The organism is Microbacterium sp. F01, from assembly GCF_056156365.1.
This window is the reverse complement of record NZ_CM149592.1, coordinates 1,583,531-1,599,070: the sequence shown is the minus strand read 5'-3', so window position 1 is coordinate 1,599,070 and position 15,540 is coordinate 1,583,531. Positions and strand designations below refer to the sequence as shown.

Genomic DNA, 15,540 nt, shown 5'->3' with positions numbered 1-15,540 from the left:
CGTCATGGCGGAGGTCTATCGCGACGGCCTCGGCATCCCCCACCTCCGCGCGACGGACGTCGGGGACCTCGCCGAGGCTCAGGGAGAGGTGACGGCCCGCGACCGCGGCTGGCAGATCGAGGTCGACCGGCTGCGTGCGTCGGGGCGGCTGTCGGAGCTTATCGGCGAAGCCGGTGTGGCGTGGGACGTCTTCGCGCGGCGCGCACGGCTCGACGACACCGCCCACCGGGCGCTTTCGGGGACGGATGCTCAGACCCGCGCGTTCGTGACCCGCTACGCGGTCGGGGTGCGGCGTGGCATGGCCGACGTGGGTGCGGGTGCAGCCGAGTTCGGGGCGCTCGACGAGGTCTTCGGCGACACGCGACCGCTCGAGCCGTGGGCCGACCACGACCCGCTCGGCGTGCTGCATGTCGCGCACGCGCTGTTCTCGACGTTCCCGGTGACGCTGTGGCGCGAGCACGTCGCCGCGACGCTCGGTGACTCGTGGGTCGATGTGTTCGCGGGGTACGGCGACGGCGGCGACGAGACGCTGCCGACGTCGGGGAGCAACGCGTGGGCGCTGCACGGCTCGCGAACGACGAGCGGGATGCCTCTGCTCGCGGGAGATCCGCACCGCATCTTCGAGCTGCCCGGCGTCTACCAGCAAGTGCGGCTGGCGTGCGACGAGTTCGACGTCGTCGGTCTCGCGTTCCCCGGCGTGCCCGGGGTGCCGCACTTCGGCCACACCGGCGACGCCGCGTGGGGCGTGACGAACGCGATGGCGCACGGCGTGGACGTGTTCCGCGAGCGGCTGCGACGGGTGCCCGGCGGCTACGAGGCGCTCGGGACGGACGGCTGGCGCGGCGTGGACGTCGACCGCTCGGTCATCCGCGTGCGCGGCGGTGGCCCCGTCGAGGTCGAGGCGCTCGAGACGGAGCGCGGCACGATCGTGACCGAGCTCCGGGCCGAGGGCGACGAGCTGGTCGGATGGAGCGTGCGCATGCCCGCGCGGGCGAACGCCGACCTCGGCGCCGGGGCGCTGCTCGGCTTGCTGCGAGCGCGGTCGGCGGCCGATGTCCTGACCGCGTTCGGGCGATGGGTCGATCCGGTGAACCGCGTGCTCGCATCGGACCGCGACGGTGCGGTGCTGTCGGCGACGGTGGGGGTGACGCCGGACCGCCCGCGCGCCGAACGACGACTGCCGTTGCGAGCCGAGACGGTGGAGACGGGGACGGATCGAGCGGGCGCGCGCCCACTCACGGTGGCCGAGGTGGCGGTCGACGCGAACGAACGGCCGAGGCGCGCCGAGATCGACCTGGGGTGGGCGTACTCGTCGCCGCACCGGGCCGATCGCATCGGCGAGCTCCTCGAGGAGCTGCGACCCCGATCGGTGGACGAGTTCGCGCCCATCTGGAGCGACACCGCCGGCGGTTCGGCGGCCGCGCTGCTCCCGTTCGTACCGCGCGGGGCTTTGTCGCCGCCGGCAGCGGCGGTGCGCGACACCCTGCTGGCATGGGACGGACGGATGGACGCAGCATCCGTCGCCGCCGGCATGTTCGCGGCATGGCGAGCCGCCCTCGTGCGGCGGGTGGCCGCGCACCCGGCGCTGCGGCCACTGCACGCGCCGCACGGGTTCGGCGCGATCTTCGACCCCTGGCTGGGCGTCACCGGCCAGGTCGCCGCGGCGCTGGCGCGGCTGCTCGCCCACCCCGCGCTGCGCGACGACGTCGGCGCGCTGGTCGAGGCCGCGCTCGACGACGCCGCCGATGCCGCCGAGTGGGGCGCGACGCATCGCCTTCTTCCGGTGCACGTGCTCGCCGACGTGCCGGGGGCGATCGATCCCGGCGCGCGCCTGGACGTGCCGCTGTCGGGCGACGGCGACGCCGTGCGGTGCACAGGCTCGACCCCCGGCATCACAGACCGGGCGTGGCGCGGCTCGGTCGCACGCTGGGCGTGGGACCTGGCCGACCGGGAGAACAGCCTGTGGAGCGTGCCGTTCGGCGCCGCGGGCGATCCCGCCTCACCCCACTTCTCGGACCAGCTCGCGGGGTGGTCCGAGGTCCGGCCCGCGAAGGTCGTGACCGACTGGGCCCGCCTCCGACCCGACGCGCCGACAGGAACCTCATGACCACCCTCACCACAGACCGCCTCGTGAGCGGCCCCGCCGGCGCCGTCGTGCACACCGCCGATGACCCGGTGCTCGGCCGCATCGAGATCGCCGCGCTCGACCCCGTCGCCGACCTCGAGGTGATCCACCGCTGGGTGACGGCCCCGACGGCCCGCTTCTGGGGCCTCGCCGAGCTCACCGCCCCCGAGCTCAGCGAGCTGTACGCGTACGTCGACGGCCTGTCGACCCATCACGCGTTCCTGATCCGGCGCGACGGCCTTCCGATCGTGCTGCTGCAGACCTACGAGCCCGAGAACGACCCGCTCGGCGAGGTGTACGACGCGCAGGCCGGGGATGTCGGCATCCATTTCCTCCTCGGCGACCGCGGCGCACCGGTGCGCGGCTTCACCACGCGAGTGGCGCACGTCCTCACCGGGTTCCTGTTCTCACAGCCCGCGGTCGACCGCATCGTGATCGAGCCCGATGTGGGCAACGACCGCGCCGTCGCCCGCGCCCGTCTCTTCGGGTTCAGCCTCGGCCCGCAGGTCGAGCTGCCCGGCAAGTCGGGGCAGCTCGCCTTCCTCACGCGTGACGCGTGGGAGTCGGGCAGCGCCTGACCGCGGCAGTCAGCTGCGCAGGCCGACCTTGGGCTTGGCCCATGAGCGGCCACGGGTGTCTTTGAGGATGTCGTACTCGACGTCGACGTGCGGTTCGATGGCGCTGTACTTGTCGTTCGGCGCACCGATCACGAGCTGGAAGCCGAGGCCGCGCCACGCACCGATCGCACGCTTCGTGAAGTGGGCGTCGGCCTTGATCAGCGCCTCGTCCATGAACACCGGCGCGTAGCGCGGGCGCGCGGCGCCGGCATCGCCGAGCTGATAGCGCAGGGCCGCGCCGACGATGAACGCGATGAGTTCCTGGGACTCGCCGCCGGACTTCTCGCCGATGTGGTCGTAGAGGGCGACGTGCTGCTTCGTCTCGGCGTCGACGCGCTCGGCGCTCACGCGCACGTGGTTGCGGACATCGATGAGGTCGCCGAAGTCGGGGGCGGAGCGCCGCAGGTGGCCGATCAGCTTCGACATGCGCCGGTAGACCTGCTCCCGCTCGTCGTCCGTGGACGCCGCCTCGATGAGCGCGCGCACCTCGCGCAGCTCACGGCGGAAGCGGCGGCGCGCCTCGGACTGGTTCTCGCGCGTCGTGATCTGCAGGCGGTGGTCGTCGTCGTAGAACGGCAGGTCCTGCATGATCTCGTTGATCGGCTCGATGCGATCCCGGATCTCGCGGATCGACCGGCTCAGCGTCGAGTCGAGGTTGGTGAGGTCGTTGCCCGACAGCTTCAGGAGGCTGTCGCGCCACTCGGCCTCGAGCTCGTGCAGTCCGCTCGTCCTGAGCGCCTCGAGGATGCGCTCGAAGTCGTCGATCGACGCGTCCGCGTCGGGCAGCAGGTTCGGGTTCGGCCAGCGTTCCAGGAAGCTCACCATGATGCGCCGCACGCTGTCACGCTGCTGCTCGAGCGCGTCGGCCGCCGCGCGGCGATCCTCGGCGAGCCGCTGCGCGGCCGTCGTGAGCGCCGCGACGAACGCCGCCAGCGCGTCCGACGCGCTGACCGGCCGCGAGGTCTCCGTCAGGCGGAATCGGTCATCGAGGAAGGCGTTCTGGTCGGCGCTCAGCATCCGTCCCGCGTCTTCCGCGGCATCGACGACCGTCTGATCCGAGTCGACGTCGTCGATGACGTCGCTCCATCGCGACTCGATCTGCTCGCGCTCGACCGTGGTGCGCGCGATCTCTTCGCGCAGCCGCGCCGCCTTGCCCTTGGCAGCGGCGATCTGCCCCTGCACGCGGGCGATCTCGGGGTTGGATGCCGTCACGTCGTCCTGCACGGCGAGCCATCGGTCTCGCTCGGCCGTGACGGAGTCGACGTCGACCTGCTCCCAGGTGAGGTCGCGGAGCTTGGCGTACACCGCGAAGCGAGCGTCGACGGCATCCAGCGCGGCGTCCGCCCGCTTGCGATTCTCCGCTGCGAGTGCGAGCCGGCCGCGGGCCTCGTCGAGCTGCCGCGCGAGGTCGGCGAGCCGCCGGTCGTTGGAGAATCCGAGCACGTTCTCACGGCCGTGGCCGCCGTGCGCCCCACGGCTGCCCTGCGAGATCTGGCCGGCAAGGGTCAACGCCATGCGGTGGCGCGAGAGGCCTGTGGCGGAGTCGACGCACACGAAGCCGAACCGGTCGTCGAGGCGCTCCTGCAGCCAGCCGGTGAACGGCGTGCTCTGGTAGTCGAGGCGTCCCGGCAGCGTCGTCGTGTCGCGCCGATCCACCTCGTCGAGTCCGGTGTGCACCCCCTCGTAGCGCAGCCGCACCGGCGTGCGCACCGAATCGATCGCCGTACGGAATCGCCCGAGGTGCTCGACGTCGATGAGGAGCGTCGTGGCGAAACCGCCCAGCGCGAGATTGAAGGCCTCCCGCCAAGGCTCGAACTCCGTACGCACCTCGATCAGCTCGCCGACGAACGGCAGGTCTTCGAGTTCGATCCCGGCCGCGCGCGCCACGAGTTCGCGCGATTCGTGCAGCGCCCGCGGGATGTTGCCCTGCAGCCCGGTCGCGCGTCGCACTTCGGCTTCCAGCTCGGCGAGCTCGCGCGCGGTGGACTTCTCCGCAGAGATCGCGTCGGCGAACTCGGCGCGGGCGCCGCCCTTCGCGTCACGGTCGGCGAGCGTCTCGCGGGCGCGGTCCACGAGCGCGGCGAACTCCGCGTGGGTGGCCGCCTCCTTGCCGATCGCACGAAGGTCTGCCTCGAGACCCGCGCGCCTGCTCTGCGTCGCGGTCAGCCGCCGCTCGACCTCGCGCAGCTCGCGCTGAGCGGTCTCGAGGCGATCGCCACCCGACAGCCGCAGCACCTCGACGAGCCCGTCACGCTCCGCCTCGGCGGCGTCGGCGAGCGCGCGGTTCTCGCGCAGCGAGGTGTCGGCGGCGTTCTTGCGGTCGCGCAGCTCGGTCTCGACCTCGCGGAGGAGCCCGAGCCGCCGGTCGGCGCGCCACAGCGTCGCGAGCGAGGCGGGGTCCGAGAACTCGCCGACCTCGTCGATGAGCTGCACGCGCTCGATCGCCGCCGCGATCTTCTCGCGCAGGTCGCGGATCGGCTCGAGCGCGCTCACCTGCTGGCGCGCCGTCAGCATGCGCGTACGCGTGCTCTCGAGACCGTCGAAGTGCGCGACGACGGCGTCGGCCGTGGTCATCGTCTCGGGCTCCTCGAGCACGAGACGCTTGTAGAGGTCGTCGACGGTCGTGATCTGCTGACCGGCCTGGATGCGGGCGAGCAGGCTCATCGCCTTGGCCCCCGCCCCGGCCGCGCCGATCCCCAGCACCGCGTGGAGCCGCGCCGAGAATTCGCGGTCGGTCCCGACCGGATCGAGACCGGCGTTGCGGATCGAGAGGTCGGAGAGGCGCAGGGCAGCCGCCTGCTCGAGCGAGCTCAGGTCGAACGCGCGGTCCGTCGTCGCGCGGACGCGCACGGTGTCTTCGAGCACCCGCGCACCGGCCGGGATGTACCAGGCGCGCACCGCCGTGAAGCGGGTGCCGTCGTGGTCGATCCACGTCACCGCGACCGCGGTCCAGGTGTCTTCGCCGTCGCCGCGGAGCACACGCATCTTCGTGCCGTCCTCGGTGCGCGACTCGTCGAGCTTGCCACGCCCGTACGACAGGATGTTGCGCTGCTCGTCGCCGCGCGGACGCCCCGTCACTCCCCCGTTCGACGCGCCGTTGAACGGCGTCGTGTGGGGCATCATGAGCGCGATGTACGCGTCCATCAGCGTCGACTTGCCTGACCCCGACCCACCGCACAGCAGGGTGGCCTCCGGCGAGAACCGCACGCGGTGCGCCCCGTCGTAGCCGCCCCAGTTGACGAGCTGCAGGTCCTCGGCCAGCCACTGCTGCCCGCGCGATGCCGCCGGAATCAGCCCGAACAGCGTGTCGAGCATCGTCACAGCGCGGCCTCCTCGAGTTCGGGGTCTTCGAGATCGGGAAGCGGACCCTGCCTGCGAAGCCAGTCCCGCAGCTCGCGCAGCTTCTCTGCGCTCAGCACGATCTCGACGAGCGGGCTGATGCGGAACCGGCCCGTGGTCTCCTCGTCGACGATGCCGTCGCGCGCGAGCCGGTCCATCGCCTTGCGGATCGAGCGCTGGCGGCGAGCGGTGTCGCCGTCGGCATCGACGAAGTAGCTCATGACCGTCTGCTCGACGTCTTCGATATCGACGCGTGCCGCGGGCTCCCCCGCCGCCGACTCGCGCTGATAGACGGTGCGCAGGTGCACGAGCACGAGGGTCTCGGAGCGGGTGTAGGGGGCGTCCCGGAGCAGGATCGGCATCTCGAGCTCGTCGGAGCGCACCTGCTGCTTGTACGCGACGCCGCGGTCGTGGTCGACGACCAGGCGCACGAAGAGATCGTTGAGGCGCGACTCGATGATCTGCTGGTTGTCGAGCAACACGGTCCACTCGTCGCGATTGCGGTCCGCGAGGAGGAACCGCCGCTGCAGCACGTGCACGAAGACGCGTCGCACGGCCGGATCCAGCACGCCGCGGTCGCCGGGGAAGAGCTCGTCGAGGTCGTCCTCCATCGCGGCGGGAGCGATGAACGCCTCGCTCGCGGCAGCGTCCTCCACGACGGCGGCGTCGAGATCGCCTGCCTCGAGATCGGCCTGCGTGGCGGTCTCAGTCATCGTGGGACTCCTCTTTCGCGGTGCGGGCGGTCACGGATCCGAACGCGAATCGTCGCGTCGTGCCGTCGGGGCGGAGGGCCTCGACGACGGACACCTCGCCGGGTTCACTCATGCCGTTCCGGTGGGCGATCTCGAGGAGGCCCACGAGGTCCACCGGGCGGCGGGCGTCGTCGTCCGCGCCCTGGAACGCGTCGCCCAGGTCGAACTCGTCGCCGAGACCCGCGACATAGGCCTCGAGCTCGGCGTACCGGGGTCCGCCCCACGCGCGGGTGTCAGCATCCGTGAATTCCGCGTCCTGGTCCGAGCTGGTGAGCGGAGCAGGCGCGCCGGGAGGACGGATGTCGCTCACCGACTGTCGGAGGTGCCCGATGTCGGCCATGGGAAGACTGCGCAGCGGCTCAACGGGCGCGTCGGAGGACGAGCTGCGGGTCCAGGTCTGCAGACCCGACATGACGTCACGCAGCAGGTCGTCGACCTGGCGGTCGCGGATCGGGTCGTGCGTGCGGACCTGTCCGGTGATCACGCGCGAGGCACGGCGCTGAGCGGTGAGCACTTCCTCGACGCCGAGCTCGACCCTGCGGCCGATGGCGTCGAGCTCCTTGCGCTGCTCGCCATCCATGAGGCGGGTGAACGGCTGTGCGAGCAGCGTGTGCAGCTGCTCCGTCAGGTTGTCGATGCGCTCCGGATCGCCGATCAGCCGCAGTGCGCCGGCGAAGGCGCGGCCCTCGGCGGTGGATTGCATGACGTGCTGCCCGCGCTGCAGGTACTCGCGCAGCACCTCGCCGGTCGGCCGGACGTCACGACGCAGATCGGCGACGACGTCGCGCTGCATCGCCTTGATGGACTCGGCGACGCGGGTGAAGTCCGCAGGCAGCTCGCGGGCGAGGTGCAGGACGTTCTCGGCCTCTTCGAGGAGCTGCTCGTCGTCGATCGGCTCGGACTGGCCGAGCTCGAGGCGGGCGATCTCGGCGTCGAGCGCGTCACGTTCCTGGATGAGCCGGGCCATCCGCACGGCGGGATCCGTCTCGGCGTGATCCGAGAGGCGCTCGACTGCCTCGAGCAGCGTGCGGACACGCGAGTTCGACACGCGGGTCCGTCCGCCGGCGGTGCGGCCGGTGATCTCGAGAGCGCCGACCGCATGCGCGGTGAGGCGGTACACCTCGGTGTCGCCGTCGATCTGCGGCACGAGCCAGCCGACGCGCACCCAGTAGCGGCAGATCTCGCGGGCGGTACCGACCGGGAGGGTGCGGTCGCCCTCGTCGTAGCCCGCCGCGCGGAGTTCGTCGAGGATCTCGGCGACCTCGGCGTGCGCGTCGGAGATCTCGATCGAGGGGCGATCGACCGTGAACACGATCGAGAGAGCCGCGACCACGAAGGGCGCGTAGCGACCGTGGAGGAGATCGAGGGTGGGGGTTCTGAATGCCGCGAGCGAGCGCAGATATGCCGCCTCGGCACGAGTGTTCCCCATCGCTTCCAGACTACCTGCGGCGGCCACGAGACCACGATTCGGGGCGGTCGGGAGGCGGTCGGGGTCGGTTGTATTATTGGACTCGATCCACTATCCCCACGGAGTTCGCTTTGCGTCGCACCCTGCTCAAGTCCAAGATCCACCGCGCCACCGTCACCGGCAGCGACCTGAACTACGTCGGATCGATCACGATCGACGCCGACCTCCTGGATCTCGCCGACATCGTCGAGCACGAGCAGGTGCACGTCGTCGACGTCAACAACGGCGCCCGCTTCGAGACCTACACGATCGCCGGCGAGCGCGGCACCGGCGTGATGCAGATCAACGGCGCCGCCGCGCGCCTCGTCCACACCGGCGACATCGTGATCGTGATGTCGTACGCGCAGTACGAGCGCGAAGAGGTGCTCGAGCACGAGCCCATCGTGGTGAACATCGACGAGTCGACGCCCGGCGCGCGGGCGAACACCGTTCTGCGCGTTCTGACGACCGCGGGGTGACGGCGGTCGTCGAGGCCGTCGGCACCGCAAACGACGAAGTCCCGGAAACCGTTCGGTTTCCGGGACTTTCTCGTCGGGATGACAGGATTTGAACCTGCGACCCCCTGACCCCCAGTCAGGTGCGCTACCAAGCTGCGCCACATCCCGTTGGCCCCGCTTTCGCGTGGACAACTCCCCCATCCTACCCGCTCCGCGGAGGCCTCGCGACCCGACGCCTGCCCGGGCGTGGCATCCGTTGATCGCTTCAGCATGTCGGTGGGGCGCATTAACGTCGCGGCATGACGAACATCACCATCGCACCGGCCACCGCGGATCGATTCGACGACGCGCAGCACGCGCTCAGCGGCGGCGGTGACGGGCGCAGTTGCCAGTGCCAGTGGTGGATGATCACGAACGCCGAGTGGCAGAAGACGACGCTCGACGAGCGCGAGGGGCTGCTGCGCGACGAGATGGACGCGGGCCTGCCCCCGGCGCTCATCGCGTACGTCGACGGCGAGGCGGCGGGCTGGGTGCGGATCGGCCCGCGCACGAAGCAGGTCCGCCTCGGTCGGACGCGCAACTTCACCGGCGCCTCCGAAGAGCAGTGGGACGACGAATCCGTCTGGGCGGTCAGCTGCTTCGTCGTGCGCAAGGAGCACCGCAACCAGGGTCTCAACGCGAAGCTGCTCGGCGCGGCGATCGACTACGCGCGCACGAGCGGGGCCCGCGTGATCGAGGCGTACCCGCTCGACCCCGACGCGGGCAAGAAGATCCCCTCCAACGAGCTGTTCCACGGTGTGCTGTCGACGTTCCAAGAGGCCGGGTTCCGCGAAGTAGCGCGGCCGAAGCCGCACCTGGCGATCGTGTCGCTCGATCTCGCGAGCTGACCCCGCGCTGCGGACGACCCGGAGGGCGCAGCATCCGTGACCGTCAATGCACCTGAGCGGATCCTCGGCGAACACGGTCGACCTCGAGAACCACGACGACGCCCACGAGCAGCGCGGCGGCGACGACGTACTCCCCCGACGGCAGCAGACCGGCCAGCGCGATCAGCGCCGCGCCGGCGAGCACGGCCGCCGACGCCCAGCGCGACAGCGACGCCCGCAGCAGCACGAACCATGACGCCGCCACCACGATGGCGATCGGCAGCGTGAGCGCGAGGCCGGCGATCTCGGGCGAGATCTCGGTGTGCCCGGTGATCTCGTCGATCTCGACCTCCACGCCGGCCGACACCGCACCGACCGCCGCGAAGATCACGTAGTGCAGGTAGCCGAAGCGGAAGGCGGACTTCCTGCCCTCGAGCCGATGCTGCTGCTCACGGGAGAAATAGACCCACCAGATGCCGGCGGTGACGACGATCCCCGAGATCGCGAGCGTCACCAGCTCCGGAACGTGCTCGCCCTCGCCGAGCGCGTCGATGATCGCGTTCGCCGAGGCGAGCAGGCTCTCGCCGAGGAGCAGCAGCGTGAACAGCCCATACCGCTCGGCGATGTGGTGCGGGTGCCACGCGGTGCGCCCGGATGCCTCGCCCCACACGGGCACGAGCAGTTCGAGCGCGACCAGCACGAAGAACGTCCAGAACTGCGCCATGTCGTCCAGCAGGTAGATGCGCGCGACCCACAGCACCTGCACCACGCTCACCCCGGCAGCCATGCGCAGCGCCGTTCGGCGGGATTCCGGATCGGATGCTGCGGCCCGCAGCCACTGCGCCACCATGGCCAACCGCATGATCACGTAGCCCCAGGTCACCACCAGGAAGTCGAACTCGACCATCGCGTCGTGCACGCCCGCCGCGAGCACGAGGACGCCGCCCATCTGCACGATCGTGAGCACGCGGTACAGCCAGTCGTCGGTGTCGAACGCCGACGCGAACCACGTGAAGTTCATCCACGCCCACCAGATCGCGAAGAACACCATGAGGTACGCGAGCACGCCCTGGCCCGCGTGGTCCTCGCTGATGAGGTGATGCAGGTTCTGCGACGCCTGCGACACCGCGACCACGAACACGAGGTCGAACAGCAGCTCCAGCGGCGTCGCCACACGGTGCGCCGCGTTCGTATCGCGGGCGGACATCCGGACGAGGCCCATCCGAGCCAGCACATCGGTCATGCGACGATTATGGTTGCCCTGCGTATCGAGGAGGATCATGCGTCGGCTCTGGATCGGGTTCGTGCCGTACATCGCGGTGTCGATCGTGCACGTCGCGGCGCTCACGGTCGGCGCGGACGCCGTCGCCGCGCCCACGAAGCTCGCGCTCATGCCGCTGCTCGGACTCGCGGTCGTATGGGGCGCGTGGGGCTCCCGATGGACGCCAGCCCACACCCTGCTCATCGCTGCGATCGTGCTCTCGTGGCTCGGCGACGGCGCCGGCACCTTCGTGCCCTGGCTGCCGACGGTGCCGATGATGCTGCTCTTCTTCGGCCTCGCGCACCTCTGCTACATCTGGCTGTTCTGGCGGCTGCTGGCCGTGCGCCGCGTCCCGATCTGGGCAGCCCTGTACGCGGTGTGGTGGGTGGTGCTCCTCGCCGTGCTCTGGCCGCACCTCGGCGGTCTCGCCATCGCCGTGGCGATCTACGGTCTGGTGCTCGGCGGCACGGCGTTCGCAGCATCCCGTTGTCATCCGCTCATCGTCTGGGGCGGAGTGTTCTTCCTCACGTCGGACTCGGTCCTCGCCTTCCGGCTCTTCACCCCCGACGCGATGCCCGACTGGACGAGCCCGCTCGTCATGCTCACGTACTGTCTCGGCCAGGGTCTCATCGCGGCGGGCGTGCTGGTGAGCGTCCGCGCGCGCCGAGAGGTGCAGACCCCGGTGGTGATTCCATGACGGATGCCTCGGCCCAGGGAAAGTCGGTACGCGTCGACGCCTGGCTCTGGGCCGTGCGGATCTACAAGACCCGCTCGGCCGCGACGACCGCCTGCCGCGCGGGGCACGTGCGCGTGGGCGGCGAACGGGCGAAGGCGGCGCAGCCGGTGAGACCCGGGGACGAGGTGAGGGTGCGGATCGACGGGTTCGACCGCATGCTCGTCGTGCGTCTGCCGATCTCGAAGCGCGTCGGCGCCCCACTGGTCGCGACCGCCATGGAGGATCGCACTCCCCCGCGCGATCCCACGCCGATCATGGCTCAGCGCGACCGAGGCGCAGGCCGCCCCACCAAACGCGAGCGGCGCGAGATCGATCGGCTCCGCGGACGCGAGGATCGCTGACGGAGGCCGCTTCGACGCGCGGCTCGGAGAGTCCCCCGCTCCGGAGCGCCGCGCGCCGCTGCACCAGGCACAGCACCAGCATGATGGCGCACGAGATCAGGTAGAACGTGTGCAGCGCCCAGATCGGGCCGACGGGAAGGCTGAACACGTAGAGCGAGTAGACCGCGTTCGCCGCATTGATCATCGCGATGCTGGGCAGGCTGTACGAAGAGACGTCGCGCGTGCGCAACGCCTTGCCGAGCATCGGCAGGTTGCTGACCGCGAAGACGACGGTCGAGACCGTGCCGGCGATCAGCGGGATGTCCATAGCCACACGGTAGGCGCGGGCACGGGTGCGCCGCGTCGGGCGAAGAGCCCATCTTCGGCCGAACGCGCACGTGGGTCGATATGTGTAGAACGGGCCGCCGCGGTCAGACGAGACCGTTCTCGTATGCGTAGGCCGTCGCAGCCGCCCGGGACGTGATGCCGAGCTTGCCGAAGATGTTGGCGAGGTGACGCGCGACCGTCTTCTCGCTCAAGGAGAGCCTTTCGCCGATCCCTCGATTGGTGAGGCCGGTCGACACGAGCCGGAGCACCTCAAGCTCGCGAGGGGTGAGCCCTCCGGCGCGACGGTCGCCCATCACAGCGGCCAATTCGGCGACCGCGGGTTCTGCGCCGAGCGCGAGGAACACCGTGCGCGCCGCGTCGAACTCTTTCCGCGCGGCATCCTCCTCGCCGATCGCGCGCAGCGCGCGCCCCGTGAGCACGCGGCTCCGCGCGGCCTCGTATGGCGCCCCGACCAGGTCCCACGCCAGCACGGCGGCGCGGGCGGCGTCCAGAGCGTCCGTCATCCGGCCTTCGGCGAGGAGCAGCCGCGCGTCGGCGGCGGCGACCGCGGCGTCGAGCATGGGCGTGCCGGTCGTTCTACTCGCGTCGCGCAGCTCCTCGACGGCGCGACGAGCAGCGGCGTGATCTCCTGCGGACACCTCGATCTCGATCACCGCTGGGAGGAGGAAGCGGCGGGTCACGGGGTCGGTGCCCGCCGCACTTCGGCGGATCTCGTCCTGGGCGCGCCGCGTGCGACCGAGTGCGAGGTGGAGCAGCGACAGACCCGGCTGAGGTTCCCAGCCCGATTCGCCGGCGCGTCGATAGGACTCCTCTGCCGAGTGGAACGCCCCGCGCAGGCGCGAGAGCTCCGCGTGCTGATAGGGCGCACCCCAGATCGCTCGGTAGTCGCCGGCCCGAAAGCGAGAGAGCGCGAGCTCCACGGCTGTGGACGCCTCGGACCATGCTCCGCGGACCAACAGGAGTCCGGCTTCCAGTGCGCGATGCTGCCCGCTGAAGGCGAGCAGCTGAGGCTGCTCTCCGCACCACCGCGCCAGCACGCCCACCCAGCTGGCAGCTCGGTCGAGGTCGAAGGCCAGCACAGCATCGGAGACGGCCGTGCAGACGATCACGCCGGTCGGCAACGGAGCGACGTCGCCGGCCGCGACGGCGGCCATCGCCCGATCGAGGCACCCGAAGCCCTCGGCGACGGCATCGATCTCGAACAGGGCGTTGCCCAGGCCGAATGCGGCCAGCGCGGCGAGTTCGCGATCGTCCTCGTGCTCAGCGATCGCCAGGACCTCCTCGAACGCATGCACCGCCTCGGCGGCATTGCCGCTCCCGAGCTGACCGATCGCGGGTGCCATCCGAACGAGCCCGGCGACGGCGCCGGGCTCGGCCATCGCACTCACGATCCGCATCGCTCGCGACGCCCACAGCACGCTGTTGGTGAAGTCCCCTTGTTCGATCAGATCGAGGGCCAGCCACCCGGCCGCACGCGCCGCGCCGGCTGTGTCTCCGGCGGCGAAATGCGCCGCGTAGGCCCTCGACAGCGCGTCGATGCATGCCCGCGCCTCCCCGCGGAGGAGCGCCGCGGTCGAGAGCAGTTCCAGGTCGGATCCCCCGAGGCCGTCGCGCGCGTCCACGCGGGCGAGCAGCTCCCAGGCATCTGCCCAACGCCGGTCCGCGACCGCCGCACGGCCGGCGTCGAGGTCGCTGGAGTTCATGCCGCTCCCACCTCGGTCGCGTGCCGGCTCAGGTCGGCGCCGGCGCCCCTCGAATGCTGCCGGAACGGTACCGCCGATTCCGACCGGTTCGCAAGGCGCCGCTGGACGATTCGTCCGCGGCGTTCAGCCCTCGAGCAGGTCGAGCAGCCATCGCGCGCCGCGGACGGCGGCTCCGGCATCCGTCACCCGCTCCGAAAGCCCGCGGTCGCTCGTGACGACCGTCACCCGACGTCCTGCGGCGAGCTGCTGCTGCGCCGCAGCGACGATGGCGTCGTCCCCGGATGCCTCGGCCCGCACGACTCCGACACCTGAGGCGTCCTCCACCCCGCGTGCCTGCCCTTCGACGACCGCGGTCCACTCCGGGTACCAGGTCTGCTCGGGCAGCTCCAGCGCGGACGCCGGCACGCCATGCGCGGCGAGCTCTGCGATCCGCGCGATCAGGCGGGAGGCTGCGCCGGGGCGATCGCGCCACCAGCCGTCGGGCACCGAGCCCATGACGTTCGCGATGTCCACGATCACGGCCGGCCGCACGCTGAGCAGGCCGCGCAGTCGCTCCCACGAGGCGGAGAAACCAGGGTGCAGCGGGAACCGTGTGACTTCGTCGGCGGGCACCCAGGCGAGCTCGCGGCTCTCTGGGTCGCTGATGGTGGGCTCGAACGGAACCACCACGTCGCCGACGACAGTGGTGTAGCTCCAATAGCCGAGGTCGAAGACGCTCAGCACGCGCGGCTGAACCGCTGCGTCGGGCACGCCCGCCTCCTCGGCGGCCTCGCGGAGCGCGCCGTCGCACGCCGACTCGCCTTCGTGGCGCGCGCCACCAGGAAGCGCCCACGTGTCGCCGAAATGACTCCACGACACGCGGTGCTGCAGCAGCACGCCCCGTTCCGCGTCGACGGCGAGCAGCCCTGCCGCCCCGAACCGGCCCCAGTACCGCTCGCCCGACGGAGCGACGACCCAGGCGTCCCCCGGGTCTCGAGGACCGTGCGGACGCCGGTGCTCGCCGAAGGCGGGAGGCTCGATCGTCACCCTGCCAGCCTGTCACACGACCGTGCTGCGAACGTCGAATCGGCCCGTCGCCGTCACCTGGAGACTCGCCACAATGAAGTGCATGGACTACGAACTCGACGACGACCCCACCCGTATCCAGCGAGACGTCGTGTGGGCGTGGCTCTCGACGGAGGCGTACTGGGGCCGCTGGCGCACCCGCGAACAGGTCGAGACACAGCTCGACAACGCCTGGCGGCTGGTCGCCGCCTACCACCGTCCGACCGGCGAACTGGTCGGCTTCGCCCGAGCCGTCTCGGACGGAGTCGGGTTCGCCTACCTCGCCGACGTCTTCGTGCTCGACGCGCACCGCGGGCACGGGCTGGCCAAGCGCCTCATCCGCCTCATGATCGACGACGGACCCGGCGCCGACATGCGATGGACGCTGTTCACCGGCGACGCGCACGGCTTGTACCGGCAGTTCGGCTTCGCCGAGCCCGACGCGACCGCGATGGTCCGCCCTGCGCTCTACCGCCACGCCGAGCAGCCATAGACGGATGACGGATGCCTCGGGCCGAGGCATC

The 15,540-nt window shown here is 71.1% G+C and carries 14 protein-coding genes and 1 tRNA gene; 7 read left to right on the top strand and 8 right to left on the bottom strand.

Annotation, left to right across the window (positions count from 1 at the left end; translation table 11 throughout):
- Positions 1-4 precede the first annotated feature (4 nt).
- Together ACVN90_RS07105 and ACVN90_RS07100 are read left to right on the top strand one after the other, a co-directional pair.
- Positions 5-2,107, top strand: a complete 2,103-nt coding sequence (locus ACVN90_RS07105; RefSeq protein ID WP_475101434.1) for a penicillin acylase family protein — start codon at positions 5-7, stop codon at positions 2,105-2,107.
- On the top strand, positions 2,104-2,703 hold the full coding sequence (locus ACVN90_RS07100; RefSeq protein ID WP_475101433.1) for a GNAT family N-acetyltransferase: 600 nt from the start codon (positions 2,104-2,106) through the stop codon (positions 2,701-2,703). Before ACVN90_RS07105 ends, ACVN90_RS07100 begins: the two co-directional genes overlap by 4 nt.
- A 9-nt stretch (positions 2,704-2,712) precedes the next feature.
- Here the strand turns inward: ACVN90_RS07100 and ACVN90_RS07095 are convergent, their stop codons facing one another.
- From ACVN90_RS07095 to ACVN90_RS07085, 3 genes are read right to left on the bottom strand one after another with little or no spacing between them, the layout of a single operon-like run.
- Entirely contained in the window at positions 2,713-6,063 is a 3,351-nt protein-coding gene (locus tag ACVN90_RS07095) for an ATP-binding protein (RefSeq protein ID WP_475101432.1), read from the bottom strand.
- Complete coding sequence (locus ACVN90_RS07090) at positions 6,060-6,794, bottom strand: DUF4194 domain-containing protein (RefSeq protein WP_475101431.1); 735 nt, start codon at positions 6,792-6,794, stop codon at positions 6,060-6,062. Before ACVN90_RS07090 ends, ACVN90_RS07095 begins: the two co-directional genes overlap by 4 nt.
- Entirely contained in the window at positions 6,787-8,262 is a 1,476-nt protein-coding gene (locus tag ACVN90_RS07085) for a DUF3375 domain-containing protein (protein WP_475101430.1), read from the bottom strand. The genes ACVN90_RS07090 and ACVN90_RS07085 overlap by 8 nt, the downstream gene beginning before the upstream one ends.
- Before the next feature lie 110 nt (positions 8,263-8,372).
- On the opposite strand from ACVN90_RS07085, the gene panD reads away from it, so the two are divergent.
- Positions 8,373-8,759 (top strand): aspartate 1-decarboxylase, encoded by a 387-nt coding sequence (panD, locus tag ACVN90_RS07080; protein ID WP_475101429.1) that lies wholly within the window; start codon positions 8,373-8,375, stop codon positions 8,757-8,759.
- Between the two features lie 73 nt (positions 8,760-8,832).
- On the opposite strand, the gene ACVN90_RS07075 is transcribed toward panD, so the two are convergent.
- Positions 8,833-8,906: transfer RNA gene (locus tag ACVN90_RS07075), tRNA-Pro, on the bottom strand.
- A 131-nt stretch (positions 8,907-9,037) separates the two neighbouring features.
- Here ACVN90_RS07075 and ACVN90_RS07070 point away from each other — a divergent pair.
- A complete protein-coding gene (locus tag ACVN90_RS07070) occupies positions 9,038-9,625 on the top strand; it encodes a GNAT family N-acetyltransferase (protein ID WP_475101428.1) in 588 nt (195 codons plus the stop codon).
- A gap of 43 nt (positions 9,626-9,668) precedes the next feature.
- On the opposite strand, the gene ACVN90_RS07065 is transcribed toward ACVN90_RS07070, so the two are convergent.
- Positions 9,669-10,847 (bottom strand): low temperature requirement protein A, encoded by a 1,179-nt coding sequence (locus ACVN90_RS07065; protein ID WP_475101427.1) that lies wholly within the window; start codon positions 10,845-10,847, stop codon positions 9,669-9,671.
- Positions 10,848-10,884: 37 nt separating this feature from the next.
- Here ACVN90_RS07065 and ACVN90_RS07060 point away from each other — a divergent pair, with 37 nt between their 5' ends.
- Positions 10,885-11,562: a lysoplasmalogenase gene (locus ACVN90_RS07060; RefSeq protein ID WP_475101426.1), complete on the top strand. Its 678-nt coding sequence runs from the start codon at positions 10,885-10,887 to the stop codon at positions 11,560-11,562.
- Positions 11,559-11,942, top strand: a complete 384-nt coding sequence (locus tag ACVN90_RS07055; protein WP_475101425.1) for an RNA-binding S4 domain-containing protein — start codon at positions 11,559-11,561, stop codon at positions 11,940-11,942. Before ACVN90_RS07060 ends, ACVN90_RS07055 begins: the two co-directional genes overlap by 4 nt.
- Here the strand turns inward: ACVN90_RS07055 and ACVN90_RS07050 are convergent.
- The 3 genes from ACVN90_RS07050 to ACVN90_RS07040 all read right to left on the bottom strand — a co-directional run bounded on the left by ACVN90_RS07050 (position 11,854) and on the right by ACVN90_RS07040 (position 14,998).
- A complete protein-coding gene (locus ACVN90_RS07050) occupies positions 11,854-12,249 on the bottom strand; it encodes a hypothetical protein (RefSeq protein WP_475101424.1) in 396 nt (131 codons plus the stop codon). The two genes, ACVN90_RS07055 and ACVN90_RS07050, sit on opposite strands and share 89 nt — an antisense overlap.
- Positions 12,250-12,352: 103 nt before the next feature.
- Positions 12,353-13,972: a LuxR C-terminal-related transcriptional regulator gene (locus ACVN90_RS07045; RefSeq protein ID WP_475101423.1), complete on the bottom strand. Its 1,620-nt coding sequence runs from the start codon at positions 13,970-13,972 to the stop codon at positions 12,353-12,355.
- Positions 13,973-14,095: 123 nt separating this feature from the next.
- Entirely contained in the window at positions 14,096-14,998 is a 903-nt protein-coding gene (locus ACVN90_RS07040) for an NUDIX domain-containing protein (RefSeq protein WP_475101422.1), read from the bottom strand.
- A gap of 82 nt (positions 14,999-15,080) precedes the next feature.
- Between ACVN90_RS07040 and ACVN90_RS07035 the strand changes: the two genes are divergently transcribed.
- The gene (locus tag ACVN90_RS07035; RefSeq protein ID WP_475101421.1) at positions 15,081-15,509 is read left to right on the top strand and encodes a GNAT family N-acetyltransferase; all 429 of its coding nucleotides are present in this window, start codon (positions 15,081-15,083) and stop codon (positions 15,507-15,509) included.
- Positions 15,510-15,540: the final 31 nt, after the last annotated feature.